At 32.9% G+C, this 23888-nt stretch carries 28 protein-coding genes; 7 read left to right on the forward strand and 21 right to left on the reverse strand.

What is annotated here, in order from left to right; translation table 11 throughout:
- The 9 genes from ACK5ON_RS04335 to ACK5ON_RS04375 all read right to left on the reverse strand — a co-directional run.
- Positions 1-978: proline dehydrogenase family protein (locus tag ACK5ON_RS04335; protein WP_409820232.1), on the reverse strand; the 978-nt coding region annotated here is incomplete at its 3' end.
- 63 nt (positions 979-1041) lie between these two features.
- Positions 1042-2331: a DASH family cryptochrome gene (locus ACK5ON_RS04340; RefSeq protein WP_409820234.1), complete on the reverse strand. Its 1290-nt coding sequence runs from the start codon at positions 2329-2331 to the stop codon at positions 1042-1044.
- Positions 2332-2421: 90 nt separating this feature from the next.
- Positions 2422-3957 carry a cryptochrome/photolyase family protein gene (locus ACK5ON_RS04345; protein ID WP_409820236.1) on the reverse strand — a complete coding sequence of 512 codons (1536 nt, stop codon included), beginning with the start codon at positions 3955-3957 and terminating at the stop codon, positions 2422-2424.
- A 91-nt stretch (positions 3958-4048) separates the two neighbouring features.
- Positions 4049-4186, reverse strand: coding sequence for a DUF2256 domain-containing protein (locus ACK5ON_RS04350; protein ID WP_409820239.1), 138 nt, complete (start codon positions 4184-4186; stop codon positions 4049-4051).
- Positions 4173-4907: a YqjF family protein gene (locus ACK5ON_RS04355; RefSeq protein ID WP_409820240.1), complete on the reverse strand. Its 735-nt coding sequence runs from the start codon at positions 4905-4907 to the stop codon at positions 4173-4175. Before ACK5ON_RS04355 ends, ACK5ON_RS04350 begins: the two co-directional genes overlap by 14 nt.
- Before the next feature lie 2 nt (positions 4908-4909).
- Positions 4910-6460 (reverse strand): deoxyribodipyrimidine photo-lyase/cryptochrome family protein, encoded by a 1551-nt coding sequence (locus tag ACK5ON_RS04360; protein ID WP_409820242.1) that lies wholly within the window; start codon positions 6458-6460, stop codon positions 4910-4912.
- On the reverse strand, positions 6457-7101 hold the full coding sequence (locus ACK5ON_RS04365) for a flavin reductase family protein (protein WP_409820244.1): 645 nt from the start codon (positions 7099-7101) through the stop codon (positions 6457-6459). The genes ACK5ON_RS04360 and ACK5ON_RS04365 overlap by 4 nt, the downstream gene beginning before the upstream one ends.
- A gap of 24 nt (positions 7102-7125) precedes the next feature.
- A complete protein-coding gene (locus tag ACK5ON_RS04370; protein ID WP_409820246.1) occupies positions 7126-7545 on the reverse strand; it encodes a DUF2452 domain-containing protein in 420 nt (139 codons plus the stop codon).
- A 24-nt stretch (positions 7546-7569) separates the two neighbouring features.
- Positions 7570-7860, reverse strand: a complete 291-nt coding sequence (locus tag ACK5ON_RS04375; protein WP_396175953.1) for a TIGR03643 family protein — start codon at positions 7858-7860, stop codon at positions 7570-7572.
- Between the two features lie 118 nt (positions 7861-7978).
- Between ACK5ON_RS04375 and aroB the strand changes: the two genes are divergently transcribed.
- From aroB to ACK5ON_RS04395, 4 genes are all read left to right on the forward strand, one after another.
- Positions 7979-9046, forward strand: coding sequence for a 3-dehydroquinate synthase (aroB, locus tag ACK5ON_RS04380; RefSeq protein ID WP_409820249.1), 1068 nt, complete (start codon positions 7979-7981; stop codon positions 9044-9046).
- Between the two features lie 290 nt (positions 9047-9336).
- Positions 9337-10737, forward strand: coding sequence for an arginine decarboxylase (locus ACK5ON_RS04385; RefSeq protein ID WP_396175957.1), 1401 nt, complete (start codon positions 9337-9339; stop codon positions 10735-10737).
- Positions 10738-10856: 119 nt separating this feature from the next.
- Positions 10857-11831: a deoxyhypusine synthase family protein gene (locus ACK5ON_RS04390; protein WP_396175959.1), complete on the forward strand. Its 975-nt coding sequence runs from the start codon at positions 10857-10859 to the stop codon at positions 11829-11831.
- An 11-nt stretch (positions 11832-11842) separates the two neighbouring features.
- Positions 11843-12271 carry a DNA primase gene (locus tag ACK5ON_RS04395; protein WP_409820251.1) on the forward strand — a complete coding sequence of 143 codons (429 nt, stop codon included), beginning with the start codon at positions 11843-11845 and terminating at the stop codon, positions 12269-12271.
- A gap of 179 nt (positions 12272-12450) precedes the next feature.
- Here the strand turns inward: ACK5ON_RS04395 and ACK5ON_RS04400 are convergent, their stop codons facing one another.
- Complete coding sequence (locus tag ACK5ON_RS04400) at positions 12451-12969, reverse strand: DinB family protein (RefSeq protein ID WP_409820254.1); 519 nt, start codon at positions 12967-12969, stop codon at positions 12451-12453.
- A gap of 190 nt (positions 12970-13159) precedes the next feature.
- Here ACK5ON_RS04400 and ACK5ON_RS04405 point away from each other — a divergent pair, with 190 nt between their 5' ends.
- On the forward strand, positions 13160-13285 hold the full coding sequence (locus ACK5ON_RS04405) for a hypothetical protein (RefSeq protein ID WP_409820256.1): 126 nt from the start codon (positions 13160-13162) through the stop codon (positions 13283-13285).
- Positions 13286-13700: 415 nt separating this feature from the next.
- On the opposite strand, the gene ACK5ON_RS04410 is transcribed toward ACK5ON_RS04405, so the two are convergent.
- The 9 genes from ACK5ON_RS04410 to ACK5ON_RS04450 form a co-directional block, all read right to left on the reverse strand.
- The gene (locus ACK5ON_RS04410) at positions 13701-14141 is read right to left on the reverse strand and encodes a hypothetical protein (protein WP_409820258.1); all 441 of its coding nucleotides are present in this window, start codon (positions 14139-14141) and stop codon (positions 13701-13703) included.
- A 187-nt stretch (positions 14142-14328) separates the two neighbouring features.
- A complete protein-coding gene (locus tag ACK5ON_RS04415; RefSeq protein WP_396176603.1) occupies positions 14329-14664 on the reverse strand; it encodes a DUF86 domain-containing protein in 336 nt (111 codons plus the stop codon).
- Positions 14657-14956: a nucleotidyltransferase family protein gene (locus tag ACK5ON_RS04420; protein ID WP_396176601.1), complete on the reverse strand. Its 300-nt coding sequence runs from the start codon at positions 14954-14956 to the stop codon at positions 14657-14659. The genes ACK5ON_RS04415 and ACK5ON_RS04420 overlap by 8 nt, the downstream gene beginning before the upstream one ends.
- A 278-nt stretch (positions 14957-15234) precedes the next feature.
- Positions 15235-15552 (reverse strand): hypothetical protein, encoded by a 318-nt coding sequence (locus ACK5ON_RS04425; protein ID WP_409820261.1) that lies wholly within the window; start codon positions 15550-15552, stop codon positions 15235-15237.
- A 5-nt stretch (positions 15553-15557) separates the two neighbouring features.
- On the reverse strand, positions 15558-16196 hold the full coding sequence (locus tag ACK5ON_RS04430; RefSeq protein WP_409820263.1) for a hypothetical protein: 639 nt from the start codon (positions 16194-16196) through the stop codon (positions 15558-15560).
- 302 nt (positions 16197-16498) lie between these two features.
- Positions 16499-19084 (reverse strand): phosphoenolpyruvate carboxylase, encoded by a 2586-nt coding sequence (locus ACK5ON_RS04435; RefSeq protein ID WP_409820265.1) that lies wholly within the window; start codon positions 19082-19084, stop codon positions 16499-16501.
- 81 nt (positions 19085-19165) lie between these two features.
- A complete protein-coding gene (locus tag ACK5ON_RS04440; protein WP_396174584.1) occupies positions 19166-19648 on the reverse strand; it encodes an Lrp/AsnC family transcriptional regulator in 483 nt (160 codons plus the stop codon).
- A gap of 72 nt (positions 19649-19720) precedes the next feature.
- Complete coding sequence (locus ACK5ON_RS04445) at positions 19721-20863, reverse strand: M14 metallopeptidase family protein (RefSeq protein WP_409820268.1); 1143 nt, start codon at positions 20861-20863, stop codon at positions 19721-19723.
- An 11-nt stretch (positions 20864-20874) separates the two neighbouring features.
- A complete protein-coding gene (locus tag ACK5ON_RS04450; protein WP_409820270.1) occupies positions 20875-21426 on the reverse strand; it encodes a 1-acyl-sn-glycerol-3-phosphate acyltransferase in 552 nt (183 codons plus the stop codon).
- A 59-nt stretch (positions 21427-21485) separates the two neighbouring features.
- Here ACK5ON_RS04450 and ACK5ON_RS04455 point away from each other — a divergent pair, with 59 nt between their 5' ends.
- Both ACK5ON_RS04455 and ACK5ON_RS04460 read left to right on the forward strand, forming a co-directional pair.
- On the forward strand, positions 21486-22148 hold the full coding sequence (locus ACK5ON_RS04455) for a spermidine synthase (protein WP_409820272.1): 663 nt from the start codon (positions 21486-21488) through the stop codon (positions 22146-22148).
- Positions 22148-22855 carry a potassium channel family protein gene (locus tag ACK5ON_RS04460; protein WP_409820275.1) on the forward strand — a complete coding sequence of 236 codons (708 nt, stop codon included), beginning with the start codon at positions 22148-22150 and terminating at the stop codon, positions 22853-22855. The genes ACK5ON_RS04455 and ACK5ON_RS04460 overlap by 1 nt, the downstream gene beginning before the upstream one ends.
- A gap of 2 nt (positions 22856-22857) precedes the next feature.
- Here ACK5ON_RS04460 and kdsB read toward each other — a convergent pair whose 3' ends face one another.
- Positions 22858-23583 (reverse strand): 3-deoxy-manno-octulosonate cytidylyltransferase, encoded by a 726-nt coding sequence (gene kdsB / locus ACK5ON_RS04465; RefSeq protein WP_409820278.1) that lies wholly within the window; start codon positions 23581-23583, stop codon positions 22858-22860.
- A gap of 64 nt (positions 23584-23647) precedes the next feature.
- The coding region (locus ACK5ON_RS04470; RefSeq protein WP_409820279.1) for an ATP-binding domain-containing protein at positions 23648-23888 on the reverse strand (241 nt) is incomplete at its 5' end.

The raw sequence follows: 23888 nt of genomic DNA on the forward strand, positions 1-23888 counted from the left end.
ACCATATAATTGTCCAAACCAAATTCTGTTATCATTTTTAGCAATACCTTTTGATTTCATCAACTCGATTACTTTGTAGGAACTTAATTCATTGTGGGTTCCTACAAAAATGGACATCGAATCTAAATTATCCATCATATAAGCCATCGTTGTATCATAGTTACTATCGGTAGCTTCTTTACTTTCGCAGATTGGTGATGGGTATCCATTTTCTTCAGCACGCCTGTTCTCTTTTTCCATATAAGCACCACGAACCAATTTCATCCCAATAAAAAAACCTTCCTCTTTGGCCTGATGCTGTAATTGTTTTAGATAGTCCAATCTGTCCCAACGGTATAATTGCAAAGTATTAAAAACAATCGCTTTTTCTTTATTATACTTGCGCATCATATCGGTAACCAAATCATCAGCAGCGTCTTGCATCCAACTTTCTTCTCCATCAATCAATAATGCTACATCCTTTTCAAAAGCCGTTTTACAAATTAAGTCAAAACGAGAAACTACTCTATTCCATTCATTTTGTTCTTCTATGGTTAATGGTTGCTTGGCTCCTTTTTTCTCATAAAGATAAAATCGACCTAAACCCGTTGGTTTAAAAACGGCAAACGGAATAGCATTTCGTTCTTTCGCAAACTCTACAGTTTTTAATGTCATTTCTAAAGCGGCATCAAACTGATCTTCCTCTTCCTTTCCTTCTACTGAATAATCCAAAACGGAAGAAACGCCTTTGGTATACATTTTATCAACTACAGAAAGACAATCTTCTTCGGTGGTACCACCACAAAAATGGTCAAAAACTGTAGCTCTAATCAAACCTTCAACTGGTAAATGTGCCTTCAAAGCAAAGTTGGTAACCGCAGTACCTATTCGCACTAATGGTTCATTATCAATCATTTTGAATAAAAAATAAGCCCTGTCTAATTCGGTATCTGTTTTAAGTGCAAAAGCCACTTGAGTGTTGTTGAAAATAGTTTCCATTAATGATTTTAAAAGTCAAGCAAATATAAAAATAGTTTTATATCAGGAGACATTAATTTAAAGTTACTGTAACCACAATTTTCTATAGGATTTATCTCTATCATAATCCTGTGCTTGTTTATCAATATTAAAATAGCGATTGCCTCTTGGATCATTACCAACTCCTGCAAGATACGCCCAATTTCCCCAATTGCTCGACACATCATAATCAATTAATTGTTGTTCAAAATAAGCCGCACCATAGCGCCAATCGAGTTTTAAATCGTTGCACAAATAACTAGCCACATTTTGTCTTCCTCTATTGCTCATAAATCCCGTTAATTTCAATTCAAGCATGTTAGCATCAACAAAATCAACACCTGTTGTCCCATTAATCCAACTATCCAACATTTGGATGTTGTGCTTATTGACACTAATTCCCTTATCCTGAATACCACTTTGTTGAAAAAACTTATTAGAATATTTTTTCATCATAAATCTAAAATAATCTCGCCAAAGCAATTCAAAAACCAACCAATACGTCGACTCATTAGCACCAAATTGACTTTCGTATTTTTTTAATTCAACAAAGATTTCCCTTGGGGATAAACATCCTAAAGACAACCAAGCTGAGAATTTTGATGAATAATCCGCACCAATCAATCCGTTGCGGGTTTCTTTGTATTGGGAAATGGCTTTTGTCTCCGAAAAATAATGATTCATTCTTTTTAATGCGGCACTTTCACCACCTTCAAAAACAATAGCGGCTCTTTTATCTATTTCAGAAAATGATAATCCGAGTTGATCCAAAGTTGGAAATTGCGCAGCAGGAAATTCCGGTGAGGAAATGCTGATGGGTTTTTCAAAAACGGTTCTAATAGTGGATTCTTTCTCTACTTTTTTTCTGAAATTACTAAACACATCCGGAATGTCTTTGATCGAAAAAGGCAAATCTTGCGCATGATAAAGTGTACTTGTGCTAAATGTTAACATTTCACATTGTTGTTTCCAAAGTTCGGTTTGAACTAACTGTTCGGTTTGTTTTTCTTCAAAAGTAACTTCGCGTTTTGCATAGAGTTTATTTGCTTTATAAAGTGACACTACTTTTGGAATTTCAATTTCTGGTTTGCCTTTAAGCACCATCAATCCCGAACCTAATGCTCGAAGATTTTTATCTAAATCGGCAACAGCTTCTAATAAAAATTGGGCTCTAAAACTTCCTGTTTTTTTAAAACCATATTCTGTCTCTTCAAACTGTGTTTCATCAAAGCAATATACTGGAATAATTTTGTCATTCTGAGCAATGGCTTTTACCAGCGTTTCATTATCGTGTAATCGTAAATCCGTTTTAAACCAAACTATCGCTTTTTTCATATGTAGATAATATTTGTTTTTTTAAGGTCATATGGAATCGCTCAATCTTCATTGGTGTTTGCTTACGCAAACTTCTTGTTAATGGCGATTTCATAAATCATTTATATTTTTTAAATAATAATCGGCTTGTTCTAAAAGTGCAACTTTTGCTTCGGGTTGCATTTTACGCCACACATTGTACATCATACCAATTCTTGGATTTTTAGACAATTTTTCTTCATTTTTATCATAAAAATTCCAATACAAACTATTGAAAGGACAAGCTTTCACTCCAGTTTTAAGAGATTTATCATAAAAACAACTGCCACAATAATGGCTCATTTTGTCAATGTAAGTTGCCGAACTCACATAGGGTTTTGTTCCTACAATGCCACCATCGGCAAACTGGCTCATACCGCGTGTATTGGTAATTTCTACCCATTGAATAGCATCAATATAAATCCCTAAATACCACGCATCAACTTCATCGGGATGAACTCCAGCCAACAACGCAAAGTTTCCCGTAATCATTAATCGTTGGATGTGATGAGCATAGGCATAATCTAAAGATTGAGTTATGGCATCTTTCAAGCAATTCATTTTGGTTTTTCCTGTCCAAAACCAAGAAGGTAATTTTTCTTGATTGTTGAAAAAATTCATTGTTTCATACTCGGGCATTTTGAGCCAATAAATGCCGCGCATGTATTCGCGCCAACCAATAATCTGTCGGACAAATCCTTCTAGTTGATGGTATTCGATTTCCTCTTTTCTATTTTCCCATTCCTTGATCGCTCTGTCTATGACTTCTTTGGGAGAAATCATTTTTATATTCATTGAAAAGGAAACTCGTGCATGATATAACGACCATTCGTTTGGTGTCATCGCGTCTTGATAACTTCCAAATAAGGGCAAACATTCGGTAACAAAAAATTCCAGTAACTCTAAAGACTGTTTTCTATTTATGGGCCAAACAAAATGGGTAGCATTAATAGTTCCGATAGTTTTAATATCGGTTAACTTTAGTACAGAAACGATTGGAGTAACGTCATTATCAAAAACCAATGGCGGTGTTGGTTTGTGATTTTTGGGAAGTTTTTTTCGGTTTTCGCCATCATAATTCCACTGACCAGTCAAAGGTTGGTCGCCTTCCATTAAAACGTGATGTTTTTTTCTGAGGGCACGATAAAAACTTTCTAACAAAAATGTTTTCTTCCCTTCAAAAAAAGATCCTAATTCTTCTCGAGTGGTATAAAAATGTTCTGTATCAAAAACCTGAAATGGAATTGAAAGTTCAGAACAATACTTTTTGAGTAAAACATCTAATCGATATTCATCTGGCAATTGATATTCGAATTGAGAAAATGAATTTTGTGCTAGAATATTATTAATATTTTTTTCAAAAGACTGCTGGTTGTTTTTATCGTTAAGGTGAATGTAAATTACGTTATGTCCCACTGCTTTTAATTCGCTTGCAAAAGATTGCATCGACGCAAAAAATCCAACCACTTTTTGAATATGATGCGTTGCATAATCGGTTTCCGTTCTGATTTCCATCATTAGATAAGTTACTGAATCATCAACGGTTTTATACCAAGAATGATTGCTATTGAGTTGGTCACCAAGAATTAATCGTAACTTTTTTGACATTTTGTTTTTTTAAAAATCATTAAGAACTTTACTATTTACATTTTACAATATACTTCATACAATATACTTTCTACAATATACTTTTTACTATTCACTTCCCACTCCTACATTTATCACTACAATACTTCACTTCCTCCCACACTTTCTCCCATTTCTTTCGCCAAGAGAACGGACGATTACACACTAGACATGTTTTACTAGGTAAGTTTTGTTTCTTAACTCCTTTCATAATCTAGTTTTAGTTTAGTTCTTTCCCATTCTATGGCAACTGATGACCCTTCAGCAATAAAAACAGCTGCTGGTTTTGTATGGTTTAAAATCGAAAAAGCTTCGCCATACATGGCTTCAAAATCGCATGAGATTTGATAATCAATTACGTTGTGAATTTTCCAACTCGGGTGTCGCAAACGGTATTCTTCTGTCTTGTTATCATTTATTTTGGTGTATCCATAATAGTGTTCGTAAATAAATTTTTCAAGTGAACTCTGATGCATCTGTAGGGTAGGAATTTCATGTTCAACATAAATGCTATTCCACTTTTTGTTGACCATCCATTCAAAGGTTACTTTTTGGCTTTTCTCTGCTTTAGTAATAGTGTGTTTTGTTGGAACTACGGTGTAATGTTCTTTATATAACACATTAGCCATCCATGCAACAATCTTGTACGGAATGGTTTCATTGATAAAAACAACCCCACGTTTTATTTGGTTTTCTTCTTTTCTGATGACGTAAAAACGCAGATTAATTTCTTCAAAAGTGCCTAATTTTGGAATTGAAATATTAAATAACTTGGTTTTTTTAAACATAAAACCAACCAAACTGATGTAAGCTTTGCCTTGATACAAATCGAGTTCCACTCCATTCGGTAAAAAAGGCAACAACACTTTTGGGTCAATTTCATAATTAACCATGATGATGTTTTCCCAATTGGCTTTTAAAAAAATGGCCATTACTATAAGCTCTTTTTTAAATTTTTATTGGGATTAGATTCCGGAGCAAGATCGGAATGAGTGATTTGCACAATTTTACTTTGTAAAATTGGCGCTCTACTCACGTGCTTTTTTAAAATTCGTTTTCCTTCCTCTTTCACTTCTTTACTTTTTCGGAAACCCCAAATACTATCGCTGGCATACTTTCTTGTGGCATCAATATCTACAATAGGATGAGGATAGTCTTTTCCGATTTCGCAACCATATAATTGCTGATCCATTAATCCTAGCTTCCATGGCTCATGTATTAAATGTGGTGGAATATTGGCCAACTCGGGTACCCATTTTTTGATAAATATTCCTTCACTGTCGTGTTCCTCAGAATTTTTAATCGGATTGTAAATTCGCACCGTATTGATGCCTGTAACTCCCGATTGCATTTGAAGTTGTGGATAGTGAATTCCGGGTTCGTAATCTAAAAATTGTCGAGCCAAAAAATGCAATTCTCTCCAATCTTGCCATAGGTTGAAAACAAAAAACGAAACCACCATAGCCCGCATTCTGAAGTTGAGATACCCCGTTTCGACCAAACATCGCATACAAGCATCCACTATAGGAACACCTGTTTTTCCTTCCTGCCACGCTTTGATATAGCGTTCATTTTTTGGTTTTACAATACTATCAAAAGCCGAGTTTATATTCTGAAATTCCATACGACATTCGTCTTCAAACTTTTGCATAAAATGGCAATGCCAATGCAATCGTGAGACAAAATTTAAAACAGCTCTTTTGTTTGAAGCTTGTTCGTAATGCTGATTGGTATATTGATAAATCATTCGCATACTGATGTTTCCGTAGGACAAATAAGGGGACAATCGGCTACACCCTTTTCTACTCAAATTGGGTTTTGAAATATGTTTGCTGTAGTTCACATAACGCTCTTTTACAAAACTGTCTAAATAACGCCAAGCAAAGTTTTCGCCACCTTGCTGGAAGTTGTTATTTCGTATAGTAATTTCATTCGATAAGTTTTCTCCTTTTAATGTATTGTAATCATTTTCATTTAGAGTTTCTATTTTTAATGACTTTATTTCAATCATTTTAGGTGCAGCGCGCATTACATTTTCCCAACGCTTGTCCCAATCTTTTCTTGATTTCAATTTTCGGATGACACCATGCAGTTGAGATTGCTTCCACAAAATACTTTTTTCATCAAAAAAAGATTGCATTGCAATATCCCTATCATACGTGACTTTATTGCCAATTTCTTGGTGTGAGAAAACAGTTTTAACCTCATATATTTTGAGTAATTCTTCAAAAACGAATGGAACTTCGTTATGAAAAAAATAAATTTTAGCTGCAATGGTAGCAAGCTTTGACTGCATTTCTTGAATTGACTCATAAATAAAACGCCAATGTCGCACATCAGAATCGTCATAATTCATTACTGAGGGTTCAAAAAAATAAAGCAATAGAAATGGAATTTCTTCTTGTTGTGCCAAATAAAGTGGCTCATGATCTGTAAAACGTAAATCACGTTTAAGCCAAACAATATTTATAGCTTTTTTATTCAATTTTGAAGTAATGAAGTTAGGGGTTTATCGGGTTTTGCATAACTCAATCGATCCAACTGAATGGTTTTATGATAACTATCCAAACCGGAACACGTAATGGTATTGGCTTTTTCTAAATCGATAAAACCATCGTCATACATACAATTTTCTGGTACATATATTTGAACAATCTCACCAATAATTAGCGTAGTATTGTTGATAGAAATTTCCAATTTTTCTTTAAATTCAATTCCTAACTGCACCTTACTTTCTGCTACAAAAGGCGCAAAAAAATCATTTTTATATTCTGTAGTCAAACCGGTTATTTCAAATTCTGAAATCCCTTTTTCATAGCGCGCCGATGTTTGATGCGCTTGTTCGTAAATCGTTTCATTGATGTGATTAATGGTGTAAAAACCTGTTTCAATCATATTTCGCAAAGTATCTCGTTCTGGCGGACTTGGACGGAAAATTAACCCAACCAAAGGTGGATTTGCTCCAACATGAAAAAACGAACTAAAAATATCCAAATTGGAGTTGCCGTTTTCATCAGCTGTTCCAACAAGAGACACACTTTTAAATCCACCTAAGCTATTGATAAGATGCACACGAAATTGTTTTTCCATGGCATTTAGCGCTTTTGAAGTGATGAATTTCTGCATATTTTCTGGTTGATTTTGGAAAATTTAAAATAAGTTTTTTTCTTTTTCATGAAGTGCTATCCACTTTTTATCGCTGTTTAATTTGAAGGTACCTATATGAACTTTATTCCATTCGTGAGGGGAAATTAGAGATAAAAAATTATTTCCTTCTTCACTGACATACAAATGATAAATCTCACCAATAACAGGTTCAAATGCAAATTTAGCGTTGTAAACAAGCTCATTCCATTCAAATTCTTGCATCAAACTTTCATATTGATTTTTAAGTTCTTTAAACTTATTTTCAAATTCTTTATTTACGTTAGTAATACCTCTACTTTTCCAAGAAACAATATCATCAACTCTAATTATTGGTGCACCAACACTAGTGGAATAAGGCAAAAAACTAGCATTATATCCCTTATCTTCTGAGTAAACTATATTATCAGGTTTTTTATTCTCCATTTTAATCTGTTTAATAAACTTTAATTATCGTTTTGAAATTTTATTATTAGAAATAGCACGTTGCAATTTGCATTTGAAACGATCTATTCCTTCAACTCTTTTGGCACTGTGCTTTGTTTTACAATTTTCGACACGTTCGCGCCAAAGTTTGTAACTGCTGAACTTTAACTCTTTCTTCATGAGTGCTTTGACATCGGCTTCTTTCAACCCAAATTGAAATTCAATAGCATCAAACGGAGTCCTATCTTCCCAAGCCATTTCTATAATTCTATCAATGGCAATTTCATCTAGTATTTTTGTATTTTCTTTTTGCATAAATTTTTGTTTAACAAATATGTTGAAAAAGTAAACAAATGTAATTCAAATAAATTAAATCATTTGTTAATCAAAACCAAAAAAAACAGTTATTTTGCATAAAATACCTTTTTGAAATATGCAAACCATAAAAGCCAACGGCTATGAAGTCAATTTTAATGAGAATGGATATGATTTACTACATAAATTTATTGCTGACAACAACTATTCCTCATTATTCATTTTAGTTGATTCTAACACAAATGAAAAATGCTTGATGCGGTTTTTATCCTTTTTATCAACCGACAAAAACATTGAAATTATTGAAATTGAAGCTGGTGAAATCGAAAAAAATATCACAACTTGTGTCGAAATATGGTCAATACTAACAGAACTTGGTGCTGATAGAAAAAGTTTGTTAATCAATGTTGGCGGTGGTGTTATTACTGATATTGGCGGTTTTGTGGCTTCCACTTTCAAAAGAGGTATTGATTTTATCAATATTCCAACTTCTTTATTGGCCATGGTTGATGCCTCCATTGGCGGAAAAAATGGTGTGGATTTAGGAAATTTAAAAAACCAAATTGGTGTTATCAATTCACCGAAAATGGTGCTGGTAGACACATCCTATTTAAATACTTTACCTCAAAACGAAATGCGTTCCGGATTGGCCGAAATGCTAAAACATGGATTGATTGCAGATTCTAATTATTGGAAGCATTTTAAAGATTTAAACCAGTCTGACTTTGCTGACTTTGATGTTTTAATTCATCGCTCTATTGAAATTAAAAACGAAATCGTAACCCAAGATCCAACCGAAAATGGGATACGAAAAGCACTCAATTTTGGGCATACTTTAGGTCATGCTATTGAAAGTTATTTTCTGGAAAATGAGAATAAAACTCCCTTGCTGCATGGTGAAGCTGTTGCTGTAGGAATGATTTTGGAAAGTTATATTTCTTGGCAAAAAAAATTAATTTCAGAAACTGAATACGACGAGATTAAGAAAGTGATTGCAGCTATTTTTGAAAAAATCCCTTTTGAAGAAAATGATATACAACCTATTCTCGATTTACTCATTCATGATAAAAAAAATGAGTATGGAAAAATACAGTTTTCATTACTTGATGGGATTGGTGCTATTACAATCAATCAAGAAGTTGATAATAAATTAATTATAAAATCTTTCGAAGATTACAAATGGTAAAGATTTTTTCGCAAGAATAGTTGGATTACGCAAATTTTATTTTTTACATTTGCCCTAATGAAAAAAAGTGACAACACTAATAGTTACAGTATTTACAGTCAAGAAAGCACAAACATTTTCTTTGCTTCATCATCTCATTTTTTTATAGACAAAAATGAATTTACTGCTATGCATTCGCCAGTTACTTTTTTGTTCCAAGAGAAACTTTTAATTATTTATGCAAACATTAGGGTTTGAATTCGAGATTACTTTGTTTACACAATTAATTAATCTTCAATTTTATACTCTCAATGAACACTAGATATTTCGACTTAATAAATCAAACATTCTACTTTCCACAAGAAGAATTCACATTAAACAAAGATAACCTACAATTTCACAATATTGATTTGATGAAATTGGTGGAGCAATATGGCACGCCATTAAAATTTACTTATTTACCTCAAATTTCTAACAACATCAACAAAGCTAAAGGATGGTTCAGAAAAGCAATGGAAAAAAACAAGTATGAAGCCAAATATTACTATTGCTATTGTACCAAGAGTTCTCATTTTAGTTTTATTATGGATGAAGCATTCAAAAACAATATACATATCGAAACGTCTTCTGCTTTTGATATTAATATTGTAGAGAATTTAATGGCACAAGGAAAAATCAACAAAAACACTTATGTCATTTGTAATGGCTTCAAAAGAGAACAATATATTGAAAATATTGCTCGATTGATCAATGGTGGTCACAATAAAACCATTCCAATTATTGATAACTATGAAGAACTTGATTTATTACAAGAGTCAATCGATGGTAAATTCAAAATCGGAATCAGAATTGCTGCAGAAGAAGAACCTAAATTTGAATTCTATACTTCCAGACTTGGCATTGGTTATAAAAATATAGTACCCTTTTACAGAAAACAAATTGAAGAAAATAAAAAGGTAGAACTAAAAATGCTTCACTTTTTTATCAATACAGGTATTATGGATACTGCTTATTATTGGAACGAATTAGTAAAATGTATCAAAGTATATGTTGCCTTAAAAAAAGAATGTTCAACTCTGGATAGTTTGAATATTGGCGGTGGATTTCCAATCAAAAATTCATTGGCTTTTGAATTTGATTACCAATACATGATTGACGAAATTATCAATCAAGTAAAAATTGCTTGTGATGAAGCCGAAGTAGATGTTCCGCACATTTTTACCGAATTTGGTTCGTTTACCGTAGGTGAAAGTGGTGGTGCAATTTATCAAATATTGTATCAAAAACAGCAAAATGATAGAGAAAAGTGGAACATGATTGACAGTTCATTCATTACTACTTTACCCGATACTTGGGCCATTAATAAACGATTTGTAATGTTAGCTATTAATAGATGGAATGATACCTATGAAAGGGTCTTGCTTGGAGGATTAACTTGCGATAGCGATGATTATTACAACTCCGAACAAAATATGAATGCTATCTATTTGCCTAAATACAATAAAGAAAAACCGTTATATATTGGGTTTTTCAATACGGGTTCATACCAAGAAACTATTGGAGGTTTTGGAGGATTACACCACTGTTTAATTCCACAGCCAAAACACATTTTAATTGACCGAGATGAAAACGGAATATTAGCCACCGAAGTTTTCTCTGAACAGCAGAATGCTGATGATGTGTTGAAAATATTAGGATACGAAAAGAAATAGCAAGAAAATTTTAAATAAATCTATATACTATAAAAATACAATTTAATTATAAAAAATAGTTTGCGGTTTTAGAAAAAAAGATTTTCTTTGAAAAGCAAATTAAAGCACCCAAAAACAAAATGAGCAAAGGACCAATCAGTCAGTTTATAGAAAATAACTATCTGCATTTCAATGCTGCAGCACTTGTTGATGCTGCAAAAGGATATGAACAACATTTACTTGACAACGGTAAAATGATGATAACTTTGGCTGGTGCCATGAGTACTGCCGAGCTAGGAAAATCATTGGCAGAAATGATTCGACAAGATAAAGTACACATAATTTCGTGTACTGGAGCCAATTTAGAAGAAGACATCATGAATTTGGTGGCTCACAATTCGTATAAAAGAGTACCCAATTATCGCGATTTAAGTCCACAAGACGAATGGGATTTATTAGAAAACCATTTTAATAGAGTTACTGACACTTGTATTCCCGAAGAAGAAGCGTTCCGAAGATTGCAACAACATTTATATGATATATGGAATAATGCAAACTCTAAAGGTGAACGCTATTTTCCGCATGAATTTATGTACCAAATGATAAATTCTGGTGTGCTGAAACAATACTACGAAATTGATCCAAAAGATTCTTGGATGGTAGCTGCCGCAGAGAAAAACCTACCTATTGTGGTTCCAGGTTGGGAAGATAGTACCATGGGAAATATTTTTGCTTCCTATTGTATTAAAGGAGAGTTTAAACCAACCACCATGAAAAGTGGCATTGAATACATGATGTGGCTAGCCGATTGGTATCCAAAAAATTCAACAGGAAAAGGATTAGGCTTCTTCCAAATTGGCGGAGGAATTGCTGGAGATTTTCCAATTTGTGTGGTACCCATGTTATACCAAGATATGGAAATACACGATGTTCCATTTTGGAGTTATTTTTGCCAAATATCCGACTCCACTACAAGTTATGGTTCCTACTCTGGTGCGGTTCCAAACGAAAAAATCACTTGGGGAAAACTTGATATACATACACCTAAATTTATTATCGAATCGGATGCAACCATTGTTGCGCCATTAATATTTGCTTACTTACTAGATTTATAAAAGATTTTTTTATGAGAAGAATTATCGTAGACTATACTAAATTAACCGGAGACATACTAAATCTATTAGTAGACAAATTCCCTGAAGGTTATGATGATAGCGATATTATTCGTTTTAGAAATGCTCAAAACGAATTGATAGAAGCGGTTGAAGTGAGAACCGATGACACTATTTATTTGGTAAAAGTTAGTACTAAACTAGCCAGTCGTATGGAAAAATTTGATGAAGAAGAAGATATAGACTCGGTAGTTGAACCAATAGAACCTATTAAAGGGTTGGATGATGATGATGATGCACCATCTGAAGTTGAGGAAGATGAAGAAGAAGATTTATTAAAGGACAAAGGGGGTTCGGATGATGACGACGATTATGATGAAGATGATGAAGATGATGACTTTGAAGTTTCAGATAATTTTGATGAGGAAGACGACGAAGAGTAATTGGAAGTACAAAATACGAAGTTAGAAGTACGAAATGAAAATCCCAAAATTAGGTTTAGCTAACTTTGGGATTTTTTTAATCAAAACCTATGAACTTCCAAAGTCCAACTTCCAAATTCCAAATTCCAACTTCCATCTCCCTTCTTCCGTCTTCCCACTTCCAACTTCCCACCTCCTACCTATAAATATCTCTCTTCAAAAACCTTTTGATGGTGATTTTGATGTCCGATGATTACAAATCCCAAAGCTCTTACCGACATAGAATTATTGGATGCGGTACCAATTCTTAACAATTCCGTTTCCGTGAACGTGTTGAATAACGACAAAGTGGCTTGCCGAACCACCAACAATTCAGATAATAAATTTTGAATACTTCTATTGTTGGCATTGGCTTCGTCCACATAACTATTCTCTTCAAAACTAGCCAAAGCCGTTTTATCGTTTCGGGCAAAACGCAAAGCACGGTAAGCAAATATTCGCTCCGCATCAATAAGATGTTGCAAAATATCCTTGATGGTCCATTTACCTACGGCGTACCGGTAATGAAATTTATCCATTGGGATGTTTTGAACAAATTTCACCAAGCGATGGACTGAAATTTCTAGTTCTTCTAGCAAAGTGTATTCCTCCGAAACTTGGTTGATGTAGTTAGCATAAAAACTAGCATACTCGGTGGGTTGTAGTTGTGATGGTTTCATTGTTTTTCAAAAAAATTTGTTTTTTAAGATAGTGCCTGTTGGCTGAAGTGCTAATTTTCAATTAACCGAATTATCATTTTCTTTACTCTATAAGCACACAATAGACTTAAAAAATCCAAAGCAAAGGATTAAAGCTATTAATGCAAAAAAATTAACATAAAGAAGATATTCTGAATCTTTCCATTTTGGTATGAAAAAACAAACCGCAGGAATAATTAATAAGTTTAACGGAATGGTTAGAAATAATAAAAGTAACCCAAAACCGAATGGTCCGCCATCGCTTCTAATTATGCTTGTTGATAAAGGTAAAAAATAAATTACGTTTAGTAAGAGACTAAATGTGGCTGTTAAAATATTAACTTTTTTTAATTTTTTCAAACTCATAATCGTTAGATTTATGCGATTTTCTGAGCATTTCAGCTAACGTCAGACCGTGAAAAAACTTCCACAATCCACAAACAAATATAAAAAAATACTTGTAAGAAAAACATTTTTTTCTTATTTTAATAATGCAACATCCCGACACTTTGGTGCAGTTTGCTTTTGAAAAAAGCTAGGAGCATTTCATTCAAACATTTTATGTCCTTGCCTTCGGCGGACAAATGGTAATTGCCCACTTCACCAACAAGTCTTATGACGGGCTATTGAACTCGAAAAAAAACCGAAATAGAACCCTTGTTAATAACTTATCGTTGCTTTATACATAGGAACGGCTGTTATGTCCTGTAGCGTTATTCAAATTTATCACCATGCAGAAACATATATCTATTTTGAAATTCCTGTCTCAATTTTAAAATGTCAGTTTCTATTAGCCTGTTAAAAATGCTGTCAACAACATTTTCATAATCTTTTGACGAATCAAATTTTGCGTTTAATTTATATTTCTCATTATAATTATCTCGAAGTTCTAATAGTGCTTTCCTATCACCATTCCTTAAACGCTCAAATGATTTCTCCAATTCTCTGTTAATTCTATTTAAACTATCAAATCTTTTTCTGTAAAATTCATTATCGCGAGTTGTTTCAGAAAGGTAGATTTCTTTTGATTTAACAGACATTTTTAAGTCATCTCTGTAGTTTATTAGCTTGTTGTATAAAAGAGTTTGTTCTTCTGTTTTTTTATTACACGCAGAACAAATAATCAAGAGTAACAATATAAGTTGTAGTTTCATTTATACAGGGTTTTTCAGCTATTGCGCATAACGTCAGACCATGAAAAACTTCCACAATCCACAAACAAATATAAAAAAATACTTGTAAGAAAAACATGTTTTTCTTATTTAAACCACACCACATCCCGACACTTTGGGGCAGTTTTCAAGAGAGGTTGTGCAACGGCTATCGCTGTTATACGAAGTGCTATTCTTTTAAAAGTTTTTCAGCTTCTTGTTTTAGCAATGGCAAATGATTGATAACAATTCCCCAAACTACATCGTCTGATATGTCATCATAACCATGTATGATTTTATTCCTTGCATCAACAATTTTTCGTGAATTGGAAATATTGATATTAGGATTTTCATTAAGAATTCGCCCCATTGCTTCTCCAATTATTTCAATGTTTCTTTCAACAGCTCTTTTGGTTCTAATGTCATTTGTATAAATATCAAATTTTTTTGAAGCAGGGAAGTAGCTGTCAATTTCTTCAATTGATTTAATAATGTCAAAAAGCCAGGTCTTAATATAATTATCCATAGATCAATTTTTTTTGTTTGTCTATAGATTGCTTAAAATATGGGTTTTTAATAGCTTTTTCTTCAAGAAGATCGATTGGTCTATTTAAAATATCTTCAAGTGAAAATTTGAAATCGAAATAATTATCAGCGTATTTTAAAAGTTCTACATTGTCAAAATCGACAATCAAATCAATATCACTTTTTTCTGAAAACTTATTTGTAAGAACTGAACCAAATGCGTAGAGATATTTAACCTTGTGAGATTCACAAAGCGAGGAAATTTTATTTATATTTTGTTCAATCAAATTCATATTTCAAAGATATGAAAAATTTGAGCAATATTATAAAAAGCATCTTGCACAACGTCAGACCATGAAAAACTTCCACAATCCACAAACAAAAATAAAAAAATACTTGTAAGAAAAACATGTTTTTCTTATTTTAACTTGCTTCGTAAAGTCTCCTGACTTTACGGAATATTTTAAACTTCCTATTTTATTTATTTTCATTGTAACTCTAACTCCTTATTCTTTATTTTACCTCAAAGTCGGGAGACTTTGAGGAGCAGGGTTATGTGGCGTTTCTCTTGTCATTCGTCAGGTGTTTCTGTCAATAGTTTTTCGGTTTCTTCAATTTTTTCCGTTGTCCGTTCAATTTTTCTTTTAAGCAAATATGGCATACCAATAATTGTAAACAAGCTGAATAAAGATAAAGGAATTGTCAAAAGCAAAGACCATTTAACGCAATTGTATTTCCAAAAAATCACATATAATATTACGGAAATAGTTGTCCTAATTGCCCATAAGACTAATTTCTTTTTTCTGTATGCAGGGTCTAAAATTGTGCTTGTTGTCGCTTGGGCAAGTTCTCTCTTAAAACTTTCACTAAGTGTTTCGTTGTTTTCCATTTTTTTCAATTAATTGGTTGCCAAATTTCTGTCCCTGGTTTCTTACCTGTAATCTTCTCTAATAATGAGAACAAATAATCGTTTTGGTTTTCTCCGCTTTCGTCAGCCATTTTTTTGAAAGCCATAGTTGAAACTGGAAATAATGAAGTTAAATCAATTTTCCATTGTCCTTCTTCTTTGTAAAAGTGAAAATAGAATGGAGCTTTTTGTCCGTTTGCTAAAAACTGTCCTTTTGCAAATTCACTTTCAATGATAACTTCTCCAATAGAGTTATTTGCAACACTATTTTTACCAACCATCCCACTATTAATAGCATAAACCAAGAGTGATTTGCCGTCAAAACTCAAAATGTCATTTTTACTTGTTCTGTGTCTAATTGAAAACACCATTAGCTTGTCTAAAATTGATAATGTCTCAACTTTTGCAGAGTCAGCGGTCTTAACAAGTTCAAGAATATCGCTATAATATTTAATAGTCCTGCTGTCAACATACTTAACAGCTTCTTCTCCTTTGTCATTAAGGATTGCAGATTTGTAGTTGTCAAACGATTTTTTTACAAGCTTCTCTTCGCTTTTCTGTCCATAAGTTAGTTGTCCTTTGAGTAGAAGGAACAAAACTCCTAAAATTTTGATTTTTGTTGTCATTGTTGTGAGTTTTTAAAAATGCCACATAACTAGTAAACATACGCAAGTTTATTCAAATTATTTCATATAAACAACTCATTAGTAAAGTTTTTTCTTATATGTTTTAAGAACCCCACAATCAATTTAGGATTAGCGAGAGATAGTTCAGAGAACTCTGAACTCAATGCAGAGAACCCTGCACTCAATACATAGCAAGCAACACTTAATAAAGAGATCTCAACACTCAATGAAAAAAACCCGATTACTATGAAATAAATAAAAAAGTCAAAATAATCGGGTTGTAATTGTGATAGTTTTATAATTTAAGCCGAATTTCTACTCGCATTGGTATTCCCAAATAACGATCGGGTTACTAATTTTTCATACACAGCAATTAATTTTTCATTGCCTTTTTTTCCCTCTTGCAATGCTTTGATTTGTGAGGAAGCATATTGTTGAATGGTCAATAAAGGCATTACTATTTGTTCTCGCATGGCTATAGAAGCTTTTCCATCGGGATAGTTTTCCATAAGTTCGTTGTGATCCGCAATTTTTAATAATAACCGTTTGGTTACCAAAAATTCATCGTAAATGATTTGCCAAAAATCACCAAAAATTACATCCTCTTTCATGTAAGCTGTCAACGGAAAAAAACATTTGGCCAATGACATCATACTGTTTTCCAATAGTGTTCGAAAGAATAATGAATTATCATAAAGGTTTTGAACTTCTTCCCATCGGTTATTCTCTTCAAAATAGTGGAGTGCTGTGCCCACACCAAAAAAACCGGGAACATTTTGTTTCAATTGACTCCACGAACTCACAAAAGGAATGGCACGCAAATCGGAAAAATTCAATTTACCATCTGTGTTACGTTTGGATGGTCGACTGCCTATATTCGTTTTGGAATAATATTTCAGTGTGCTCATTTGTTCTAAGTAGGGCAAAAACTGAGGATGATTTTTGAAATTGGTGTATTTTTCATAACCAAGATGAGCCAATGTATCGATAATTTCTTTTTCGGTTTCCGAAAGATTATTTTCGACTTTGTTAAAAATTTCATTGGCAACTCCAGCACTCAAAAGGTTTTCTAAATTATAGCGACACGAATCTTGTGTGCCAAAATTAGAACTAATGGTTTGTCCTTGTACCGTTACTTGTATTTCTTGGTTTTCAATTGTAGAACCTAATGAGGCATAAAATTTGTGTGTTTTGCCTCCACCGCGAGCTGGTGGTCCACCGCGGCCATCAAAGAAAATTACTTTAATATCATGTTCTCTGGAGATTTGAGTTATCATTTCTTTGGCTTTATAAATACTCCAGTTTGCCATCAAATAACCGCCATCTTTTGTCCCGTCAGAAAATCCAAGCATGACCGTTTGCTTATTTTTCCGTTGTTTCAAATGATTTCTATAGCCAGGGTTTTTATACAATTGTTCCATGATTTCATAAGCATTCTGCAAATCATCCACTGATTCAAACAATGGCACAATATCAACCGTTGGGTTTTCCCAATCCAATAATCGAAACAAAGCGAAAGTTTCCATTACATTCAATGCGCTTTCGTTGTTGCTGATGATATAACGGTTACATCCTTTTTCGCCATTACTTTCTTGAATTTCTCGCATCAATTGAATGGTTTCAAGTGTTGAACGCGTGATTTCATTTTCGAAAAAATGGTTTTTCAAATCAAAATGAAGTTGGGACAAAATGGTGATTTTTTCTTCTTCAGACAATCTTTCATAATTCTCAGGAAAATACAAGGATTTTTCTCTTTTTAAAAATGAAATAATATCGGCAAAAACCTGACTGTGTATTTTACTGTTTTGACGAATATCTAACGATGCAAAATGAAATCGAAACTGATTTATTTTTTGTAGCAATAAATTAATTTCATCAAGATATAAGGATTGATGCTCCTTGATGATGATTTCTTTTACTTTATGGAGTTCAGATTTTAGCTCGTCCAAAGTAATAAACAATTCCCCTTGAGAGTAAAAAACAGAACGGTAGAGTTTGTATTCTAAATTGGAAATAATTGTATCTACTTCATTGAAAGTTAACTTTCTTTTGAGTGTTCTAATATCAAAATAGTAACATTTTAGTACGGACGTGCGCAATCTTTTGGCAACTTTTTCGGTGATTTCTGGAGTTACAAAAGGATTTCCATCTCTATCGCCACCGGGCCAAAAACCAAGATTAATAATTGGATTTTCAATCACATTACCCTCAAAAATATTCTTTTGCAAATACTGCATCATCTCACCTACGGTTTGGTAAAATACATTTTCGAGATACCAAATTAAGCTCACGGCTTCATCAAAGGGATTTGGTTTTTCTTTCTTGATGAAAGGTGTTTTGCCTAGCTGTGCTAAAAGTTGCTTTATTCTGATTAAATCGTTTTCTCGAATGGCAGCTGTCAAATCGGTGATAATTCCCAAAACAGCACCAGGATAAAACTGCGTTGGATGAGCAGTTAATACAGTTCGAACATTGAAATTTTCAAGAAATAAAATCAACTCGTCTCGTTTGTCTTTGGCTTCCGATTTTTCTTTTATATCGCGCAAAGAACCTCTTCCTTCCATATTATTAACAATGGGAAAAGCGGCATCTTCAATGGCATCAAAAAGTACTATTTGCCGTTCAACATATTGTATAAATCGAAACATTAAATCGATTTTTTTTTCTTCAGAAGGGTTGTCTAAATACTTAGCCGAATAGAAATCTAAAATTTGTTTAGGTGACCAATTATTTTTAAAACCATTGTCGCAAACTTCTGAAAACAAAGGCAATAAAACACCTGTATTATCAATGGCATCAAACGGTAACGTGATAAACACACTGTTATAAATATGATACTTTGATAATACGTTTTGGTTGAAACGTTCAATTTTTGGTAAAGTGTACATAGTGCAATATTTTGGTTTAAAGTACTAAAAAAACCTCATTTACCAAGGCAAATGAGGTTTAAAATATGTTTTAAAAAGTCATTAGTCTAACTCTTGGAAAATAGTGTGCATTAATCGCTTTTTGTCATTGATGCTTTCTTCTAGAGAAATCATGGTTTCAGTTCTGTAAACACCTTCAATATCATCAATCATAAAAATTACATCCTTAGCGTGTTTGGTATCTTTGGCTCTAATTTTGCAAAAAATATTAAATTTTCCTGTAGTTACGTGAGCTACTGTTACATAGGGAATTTCATTAATTCTTTGTAAAACGAATGTCGTTTGAGAAGTATTATTGAGAAAAACACCCACATAAGCTATAAATGAATAACCCAGTTTTTCATAATCCAACGATAACGAAGAACCCATAATAATTCCTTGATCTTCCATTTTCTTTACTCTAACATGAACTGTACCAGCAGAAATTAAAAGTTTTTTGGCAATATCAGTAAATGGAATTCTGGTGTTGTCAATCAACATATCAAGAATTTGGAGGTCAACTTCGTCTAATTTAAACTTACTCATAAAAGTATATATTCATTAATAATAAAAATCAATAGGCAAAAATACATTTTATTTAACAAAAAAAATGATTTACTAATTATTTATTAGTCCATTAACAACTTTCTTGCTTTTTCCTAAACAAAAGTCAGCTTTTTGGTCAATTTTCGGAAAATCATTTTCTTCAGAAGAAAACGGTTCTCCATTAGCATCAACAACTACATGACCAAAAAAATTATCTAGATTTCCAATTTGTGCAATTCTTGCCTCAAACTGTACTTTGCCCTTGTAAAGAACTTCTTTGTATTGCGCTGCAAAATTGATAATTTTATCCTTACCATCATAATTTATTTTAACATTTTTATAAACAAAGTCATAAAAAACGACTTTATTTTGTGGAATTTTCAAATAATCATCAATTTTACTGATAACTATATCGTTTTCGTGTAAAAACTCAATTCCTGAAAATAATGCAATAAAAATGTATTTTCGGGTTTCTTCTCGTTCATAATCATGGGGGAAATGTCCAGCTTCAAAAAGTATTGTTGGTACATGTAAGTATTGAAAAGTATCTCCAACACAATTAATATTAAAAGAATCGTCAAATCGACCAACTTGATTTGGAATATACTGTTGCAAAACGTCATTCATCGCCACAATAACATGGATAGCTTTTAAACGAACAGCATTAATATCTCGACTTTCATTAAAAGCTGGCGCTAAAAAGGAAACTGTTGCTGGTTTTCCTGTATCATCAACACCAAAAATGGTTCGTTGGTCGTGGAGGTTATAACAATAATGAGGTTGAAACTCTTCAAATGTTTTTCGCAATAGTATACTTTCGGGTTGGGATAGGTTTTGTGCATCGCGATTTAAATCGATGCCATTTGCGTTTTCACGAGTGTATAATTCGGCACCATCAGGATTAAGCATTGGCAAAATGCAAAATGTGAAATTTTTAAGTATCGTATCACTTTCTTCTGTTTTAGAATGAAGAAAATTAATAAAATCAAACAAACCCTTGGTAGTGGTACTTTCATTACCGTGCATCTGCGACCACATTAGAATTTTAGTTTTCCCAGTTCCAAATTCTAATTTATAAATTGGTTTTCCCAGAACAGATTTTCCAATAGTTTCTGCCTTGTGTTTTTGCAATATTGGCTCAATATGGTGCAATGTTATATATCTTCCAAAAAGAGAGTTCTCTTTATTTTGTTCATGTAGTTGTAAATAATTCATGGTAATTGGTATCAAACTTGAAATTGTCTCTCTGGATATTTGCCTTGTGCTCCTTTAAAATGAGGCAAAATCATTTTCATATCTTCGCTATAATTTCCAGTCACTGTAATAGGTTGTCCTAGTCGAACTTCCTTCTTTGCATAATCAAAAGCAACGGGAATGATTGGAACATTAGCTTTCAAAGCAATATAGTAAAAACCTGTTTTTAGTTGGGTTACTTTTTGGCGTGTGCCTTCTGGAGCGACTGCCAGTCTAAAAACTTCTCTGGAATTAAAAACATCAACCGTTGCATCTACATTATTTTTTCCACCACTTCTGTCCAAAGCTGCACCACCAACACTCCTAAAATACCAACCAAAAGGAAACCTAAACAATTCTTTTTTGCCAACAAAATTCATTTCCAATCCTATAATGCCTCGGGAAAACAACCCTATAAAGAAATCAAAATTGCAAGTATGTGGCATTACCATCAAAACACTTTTTTTGACTTTGTCGTCCATAGTGCCAATAATTTTCCAACCCATTAATTTTAGAAAAATAAATTGATAAAGCCCCTTTTTCATTTGGAATATTTTTCGTAAATTTAGTATTTATCTGTTACTTTTGAGTAAAATTATTTCCGATGATTCAAAAATTGTTTAGCTATTTCATTCCAATAAATGTTTACAAGAAAAATTCTGCGGTAAGCCAATCGTTAGAAGTTACTTGGAACAATGGCGAATTGGTTTTGGATAGTAAAAATACCAATTATTCATTTGGCAGTTTGCAACGAATTTTGCGAAAAGGATTAAAATATATAGGTTATGAACGCATAAGAAATTTTAAAAATATTCTAGTACTTGGTGTTGCGGCTGGAAGTGTCATTAAAACATTGGTGGATGAAATTAAGTTTGAAGGCAAAATTACCGGCGTTGAAATTGATAAGGAAATTATAACCATTGCTAATGATTTTTTTAAATTGGATACCATACCCAACTTGGAAATTATTATTGACGATGCTTTTGAATTTGTTTTGAAAACCAAAGATAAATACGACTTAATAATCATTGACATTTTTCAAGACACAACGATGCCTAACTTTTTGTTTGAAGATTTTTTTATCAACCGAATTAACTATTTGCTCAAAACAAATGGTTTTATACTCTTTAATACGATGGTGATTTCCAATAAAGATGAAGAGCGTAATATAGAATACAAAACAAAGTTTAACAAGAATTATTCTTTGCGAATGTATCCAAAAGTAGAAACACACAACGAATTATTTACTATTAAAAAATTAAGCTAATGGGATTTTTTAGAAAATTATTGATAGGGAAAGTTACAGAAAAAAGTAAGCCAAAATTCAATCCAATTGAAAGACGGATATTAAACATACGTGCCATTTGGAACAATGACCATCAATTTGATAATGGTATTGAAAAAATTGTACGCTTGTTTCTTTCTTTCTCCCAATTATTATTCCCTGGTCTTTATATAAAATATTTATCTAATAAAATAGGACATGAATACCAAGACTTAGCGTTGGATATTTATGTTCTGGCAAAGTTCATATTTCCAATTTTAATTTTAATAAATCATTGGCAATACAATCATTTTATCCTTTTTATTATGGTTTATTTATTACTGGAAACAGTACTTTATATTCCAACCTTAATTTTTGCCTCTGATTTGTTTAATCGTCCACGTTCCTATAAGCGTTCGATGCTGTTGCTGTTCTTTAACTATATGGAAATTGTCATTTCGTTTGCCGTTTTATACACTCATGGTGATAACATGAACAAACCTTTTTTACATTGGTTTGATGCCATTTATTTTAGCATCGTGAGCTCCAATTCTATCGGTTTTGGTGACTATTACCCCGTAACAACTTTTGGAAAAGTGTTAGTGAGCATACAAGCCATGTTCTTCCTGTCGTTTGTGGTGTTGTTCTTGAATTTCTTTTCTACGAAAGTAAAAAGCAAAGGGTATTTTGATAATGAAGAAATGGATTGATATTAAAGCATCTTCCGAGCTTTTTCTAAGTCTTCTGGTGTGTCAATTCCAATACCAACGTGAGTGGTTTCGACCATTTTGATGCGTTTTCCATATTCCAAGTAACGCAATTGTTCTAGTTTCTCTGATGCTTCCAAGGATTTCATGGGTAAATTATAAAAAGCCATCAACGCTTCTTTGCGAAAAGCATAAATACCGATGTGTTTCATATACCGAACGCCAACATTTTGCTCTCTTGGATAAGGAATAACGGAACGTGAAAAGTATAAAGCAAATCCATTTTGGTCAACTACAACTTTCACATTATTAGGATTATTGATGTCTTCATCATTAGTAATTTCAACCATAAGCGAAGCTAAATCTACTTTTTTATCAAAATCATTTCTGAAAACTTCGAGTACTTTTGCTAGTGGTTCTTTGTTGATAAACGGTTCATCGCCTTGCACATTCACTACGATATCCACCTCCAAATTTTCAACGGCTTCGGCTATTCTATCGCTACCGCTCTCATGTTGTTTGGTACTCATAATTGCTTTGCCACCATTGTTGATGATTTCGTCATAAATCAATATCGAATCGGTTACTACAAAAACATCCTGAAACAAACTTGTATTTACCGCCGCTTCATAGGTTCGAAGGATGACTGTTTTTCCTCCTAAATCCTGCATCAGTTTGGCAGGAAATCGAGTAGAGGCATAACGAGCAGGAATAACGGCGATGATTTTCATTTTTTAAGTTACTGAGCTTCTGAGTGGCTAAGATACAAAGTTGGATTTGAATTAAAAATATAATTTACTCCACAAAACTCTCTTCCTTAAACCCAATCAAATACAACTTATCTTTAGCACGCGTAACGGCTGTGTACAACCATCGCACATAATCCACCGTAATGCCATCGGGTAAATAAGGTTGCTCGATAAAAACGGTATTCCATTGTCCGCCTTGACTTTTATGACACGTAATGGCATAGGAAAATTTTACTTGCAGGGCATTGAAGTATTCGTTGCTTTTTACTTTTTGGAATTTTTTGTAT

Origin of the sequence: Flavobacterium sp. (genome assembly GCF_046317795.1) — a bacterium.
Classification (GTDB): Bacteria; Bacteroidota; Bacteroidia; order Flavobacteriales; family Flavobacteriaceae; genus Flavobacterium.

Excerpts from the sequence above, each read along its gene's own strand:
- ACK5ON_RS04395 (WP_409820251.1), top strand. The coding sequence starts at position 11,843 with ATGAGAAGAATTATCGTAGACTATACTAAATTAACCGGAGACATACTA.
- ACK5ON_RS04405 (WP_409820256.1), top strand. The coding sequence starts at position 13,160 with ATGAAAAAACAAACCGCAGGAATAATTAATAAGTTTAACGGAATGGTT.
- ACK5ON_RS04365 (WP_409820244.1), bottom strand. The coding sequence starts at position 7,101 with ATGCAGAAATTCATCACTTCAAAAGCGCTAAATGCCATGGAAAAACAA.
- ACK5ON_RS04460 (WP_409820275.1), top strand. The coding sequence starts at position 22,148 with ATGGGATTTTTTAGAAAATTATTGATAGGGAAAGTTACAGAAAAAAGT.
- ACK5ON_RS04375 (WP_396175953.1), bottom strand. The coding sequence starts at position 7,860 with ATGCAAAAAGAAAATACAAAAATACTAGATGAAATTGCCATTGATAGA.
- ACK5ON_RS04455 (WP_409820272.1), top strand. The coding sequence starts at position 21,486 with ATGATTCAAAAATTGTTTAGCTATTTCATTCCAATAAATGTTTACAAG.
- ACK5ON_RS04350 (WP_409820239.1), bottom strand. The coding sequence starts at position 4,186 with ATGAAAGGAGTTAAGAAACAAAACTTACCTAGTAAAACATGTCTAGTG.
- ACK5ON_RS04340 (WP_409820234.1), bottom strand. The coding sequence starts at position 2,331 with ATGAAAAAAGCGATAGTTTGGTTTAAAACGGATTTACGATTACACGAT.
- ACK5ON_RS04440 (WP_396174584.1), bottom strand. The coding sequence starts at position 19,648 with ATGAGTAAGTTTAAATTAGACGAAGTTGACCTCCAAATTCTTGATATG.
- kdsB (WP_409820278.1), bottom strand. The coding sequence starts at position 23,583 with ATGAAAATCATCGCCGTTATTCCTGCTCGTTATGCCTCTACTCGATTT.
- ACK5ON_RS04385 (WP_396175957.1), top strand. The coding sequence starts at position 9,337 with ATGAACACTAGATATTTCGACTTAATAAATCAAACATTCTACTTTCCA.
- ACK5ON_RS04425 (WP_409820261.1), bottom strand. The coding sequence starts at position 15,552 with ATGGAAAACAACGAAACACTTAGTGAAAGTTTTAAGAGAGAACTTGCC.
- ACK5ON_RS04390 (WP_396175959.1), top strand. The coding sequence starts at position 10,857 with ATGAGCAAAGGACCAATCAGTCAGTTTATAGAAAATAACTATCTGCAT.
- ACK5ON_RS04400 (WP_409820254.1), bottom strand. The coding sequence starts at position 12,969 with ATGAAACCATCACAACTACAACCCACCGAGTATGCTAGTTTTTATGCT.
- ACK5ON_RS04420 (WP_396176601.1), bottom strand. The coding sequence starts at position 14,956 with ATGAATTTGATTGAACAAAATATAAATAAAATTTCCTCGCTTTGTGAA.
- aroB (WP_409820249.1), top strand. The coding sequence starts at position 7,979 with ATGCAAACCATAAAAGCCAACGGCTATGAAGTCAATTTTAATGAGAAT.
- ACK5ON_RS04435 (WP_409820265.1), bottom strand. The coding sequence starts at position 19,084 with ATGTACACTTTACCAAAAATTGAACGTTTCAACCAAAACGTATTATCA.
- ACK5ON_RS04450 (WP_409820270.1), bottom strand. The coding sequence starts at position 21,426 with ATGAAAAAGGGGCTTTATCAATTTATTTTTCTAAAATTAATGGGTTGG.
- ACK5ON_RS04345 (WP_409820236.1), bottom strand. The coding sequence starts at position 3,957 with ATGTCAAAAAAGTTACGATTAATTCTTGGTGACCAACTCAATAGCAAT.
- ACK5ON_RS04370 (WP_409820246.1), bottom strand. The coding sequence starts at position 7,545 with ATGGAGAATAAAAAACCTGATAATATAGTTTACTCAGAAGATAAGGGA.
- ACK5ON_RS04410 (WP_409820258.1), bottom strand. The coding sequence starts at position 14,141 with ATGAAACTACAACTTATATTGTTACTCTTGATTATTTGTTCTGCGTGT.
- ACK5ON_RS04445 (WP_409820268.1), bottom strand. The coding sequence starts at position 20,863 with ATGAATTATTTACAACTACATGAACAAAATAAAGAGAACTCTCTTTTT.
- ACK5ON_RS04415 (WP_396176603.1), bottom strand. The coding sequence starts at position 14,664 with ATGGATAATTATATTAAGACCTGGCTTTTTGACATTATTAAATCAATT.
- ACK5ON_RS04355 (WP_409820240.1), bottom strand. The coding sequence starts at position 4,907 with ATGGCCATTTTTTTAAAAGCCAATTGGGAAAACATCATCATGGTTAAT.
- ACK5ON_RS04430 (WP_409820263.1), bottom strand. The coding sequence starts at position 16,196 with ATGACAACAAAAATCAAAATTTTAGGAGTTTTGTTCCTTCTACTCAAA.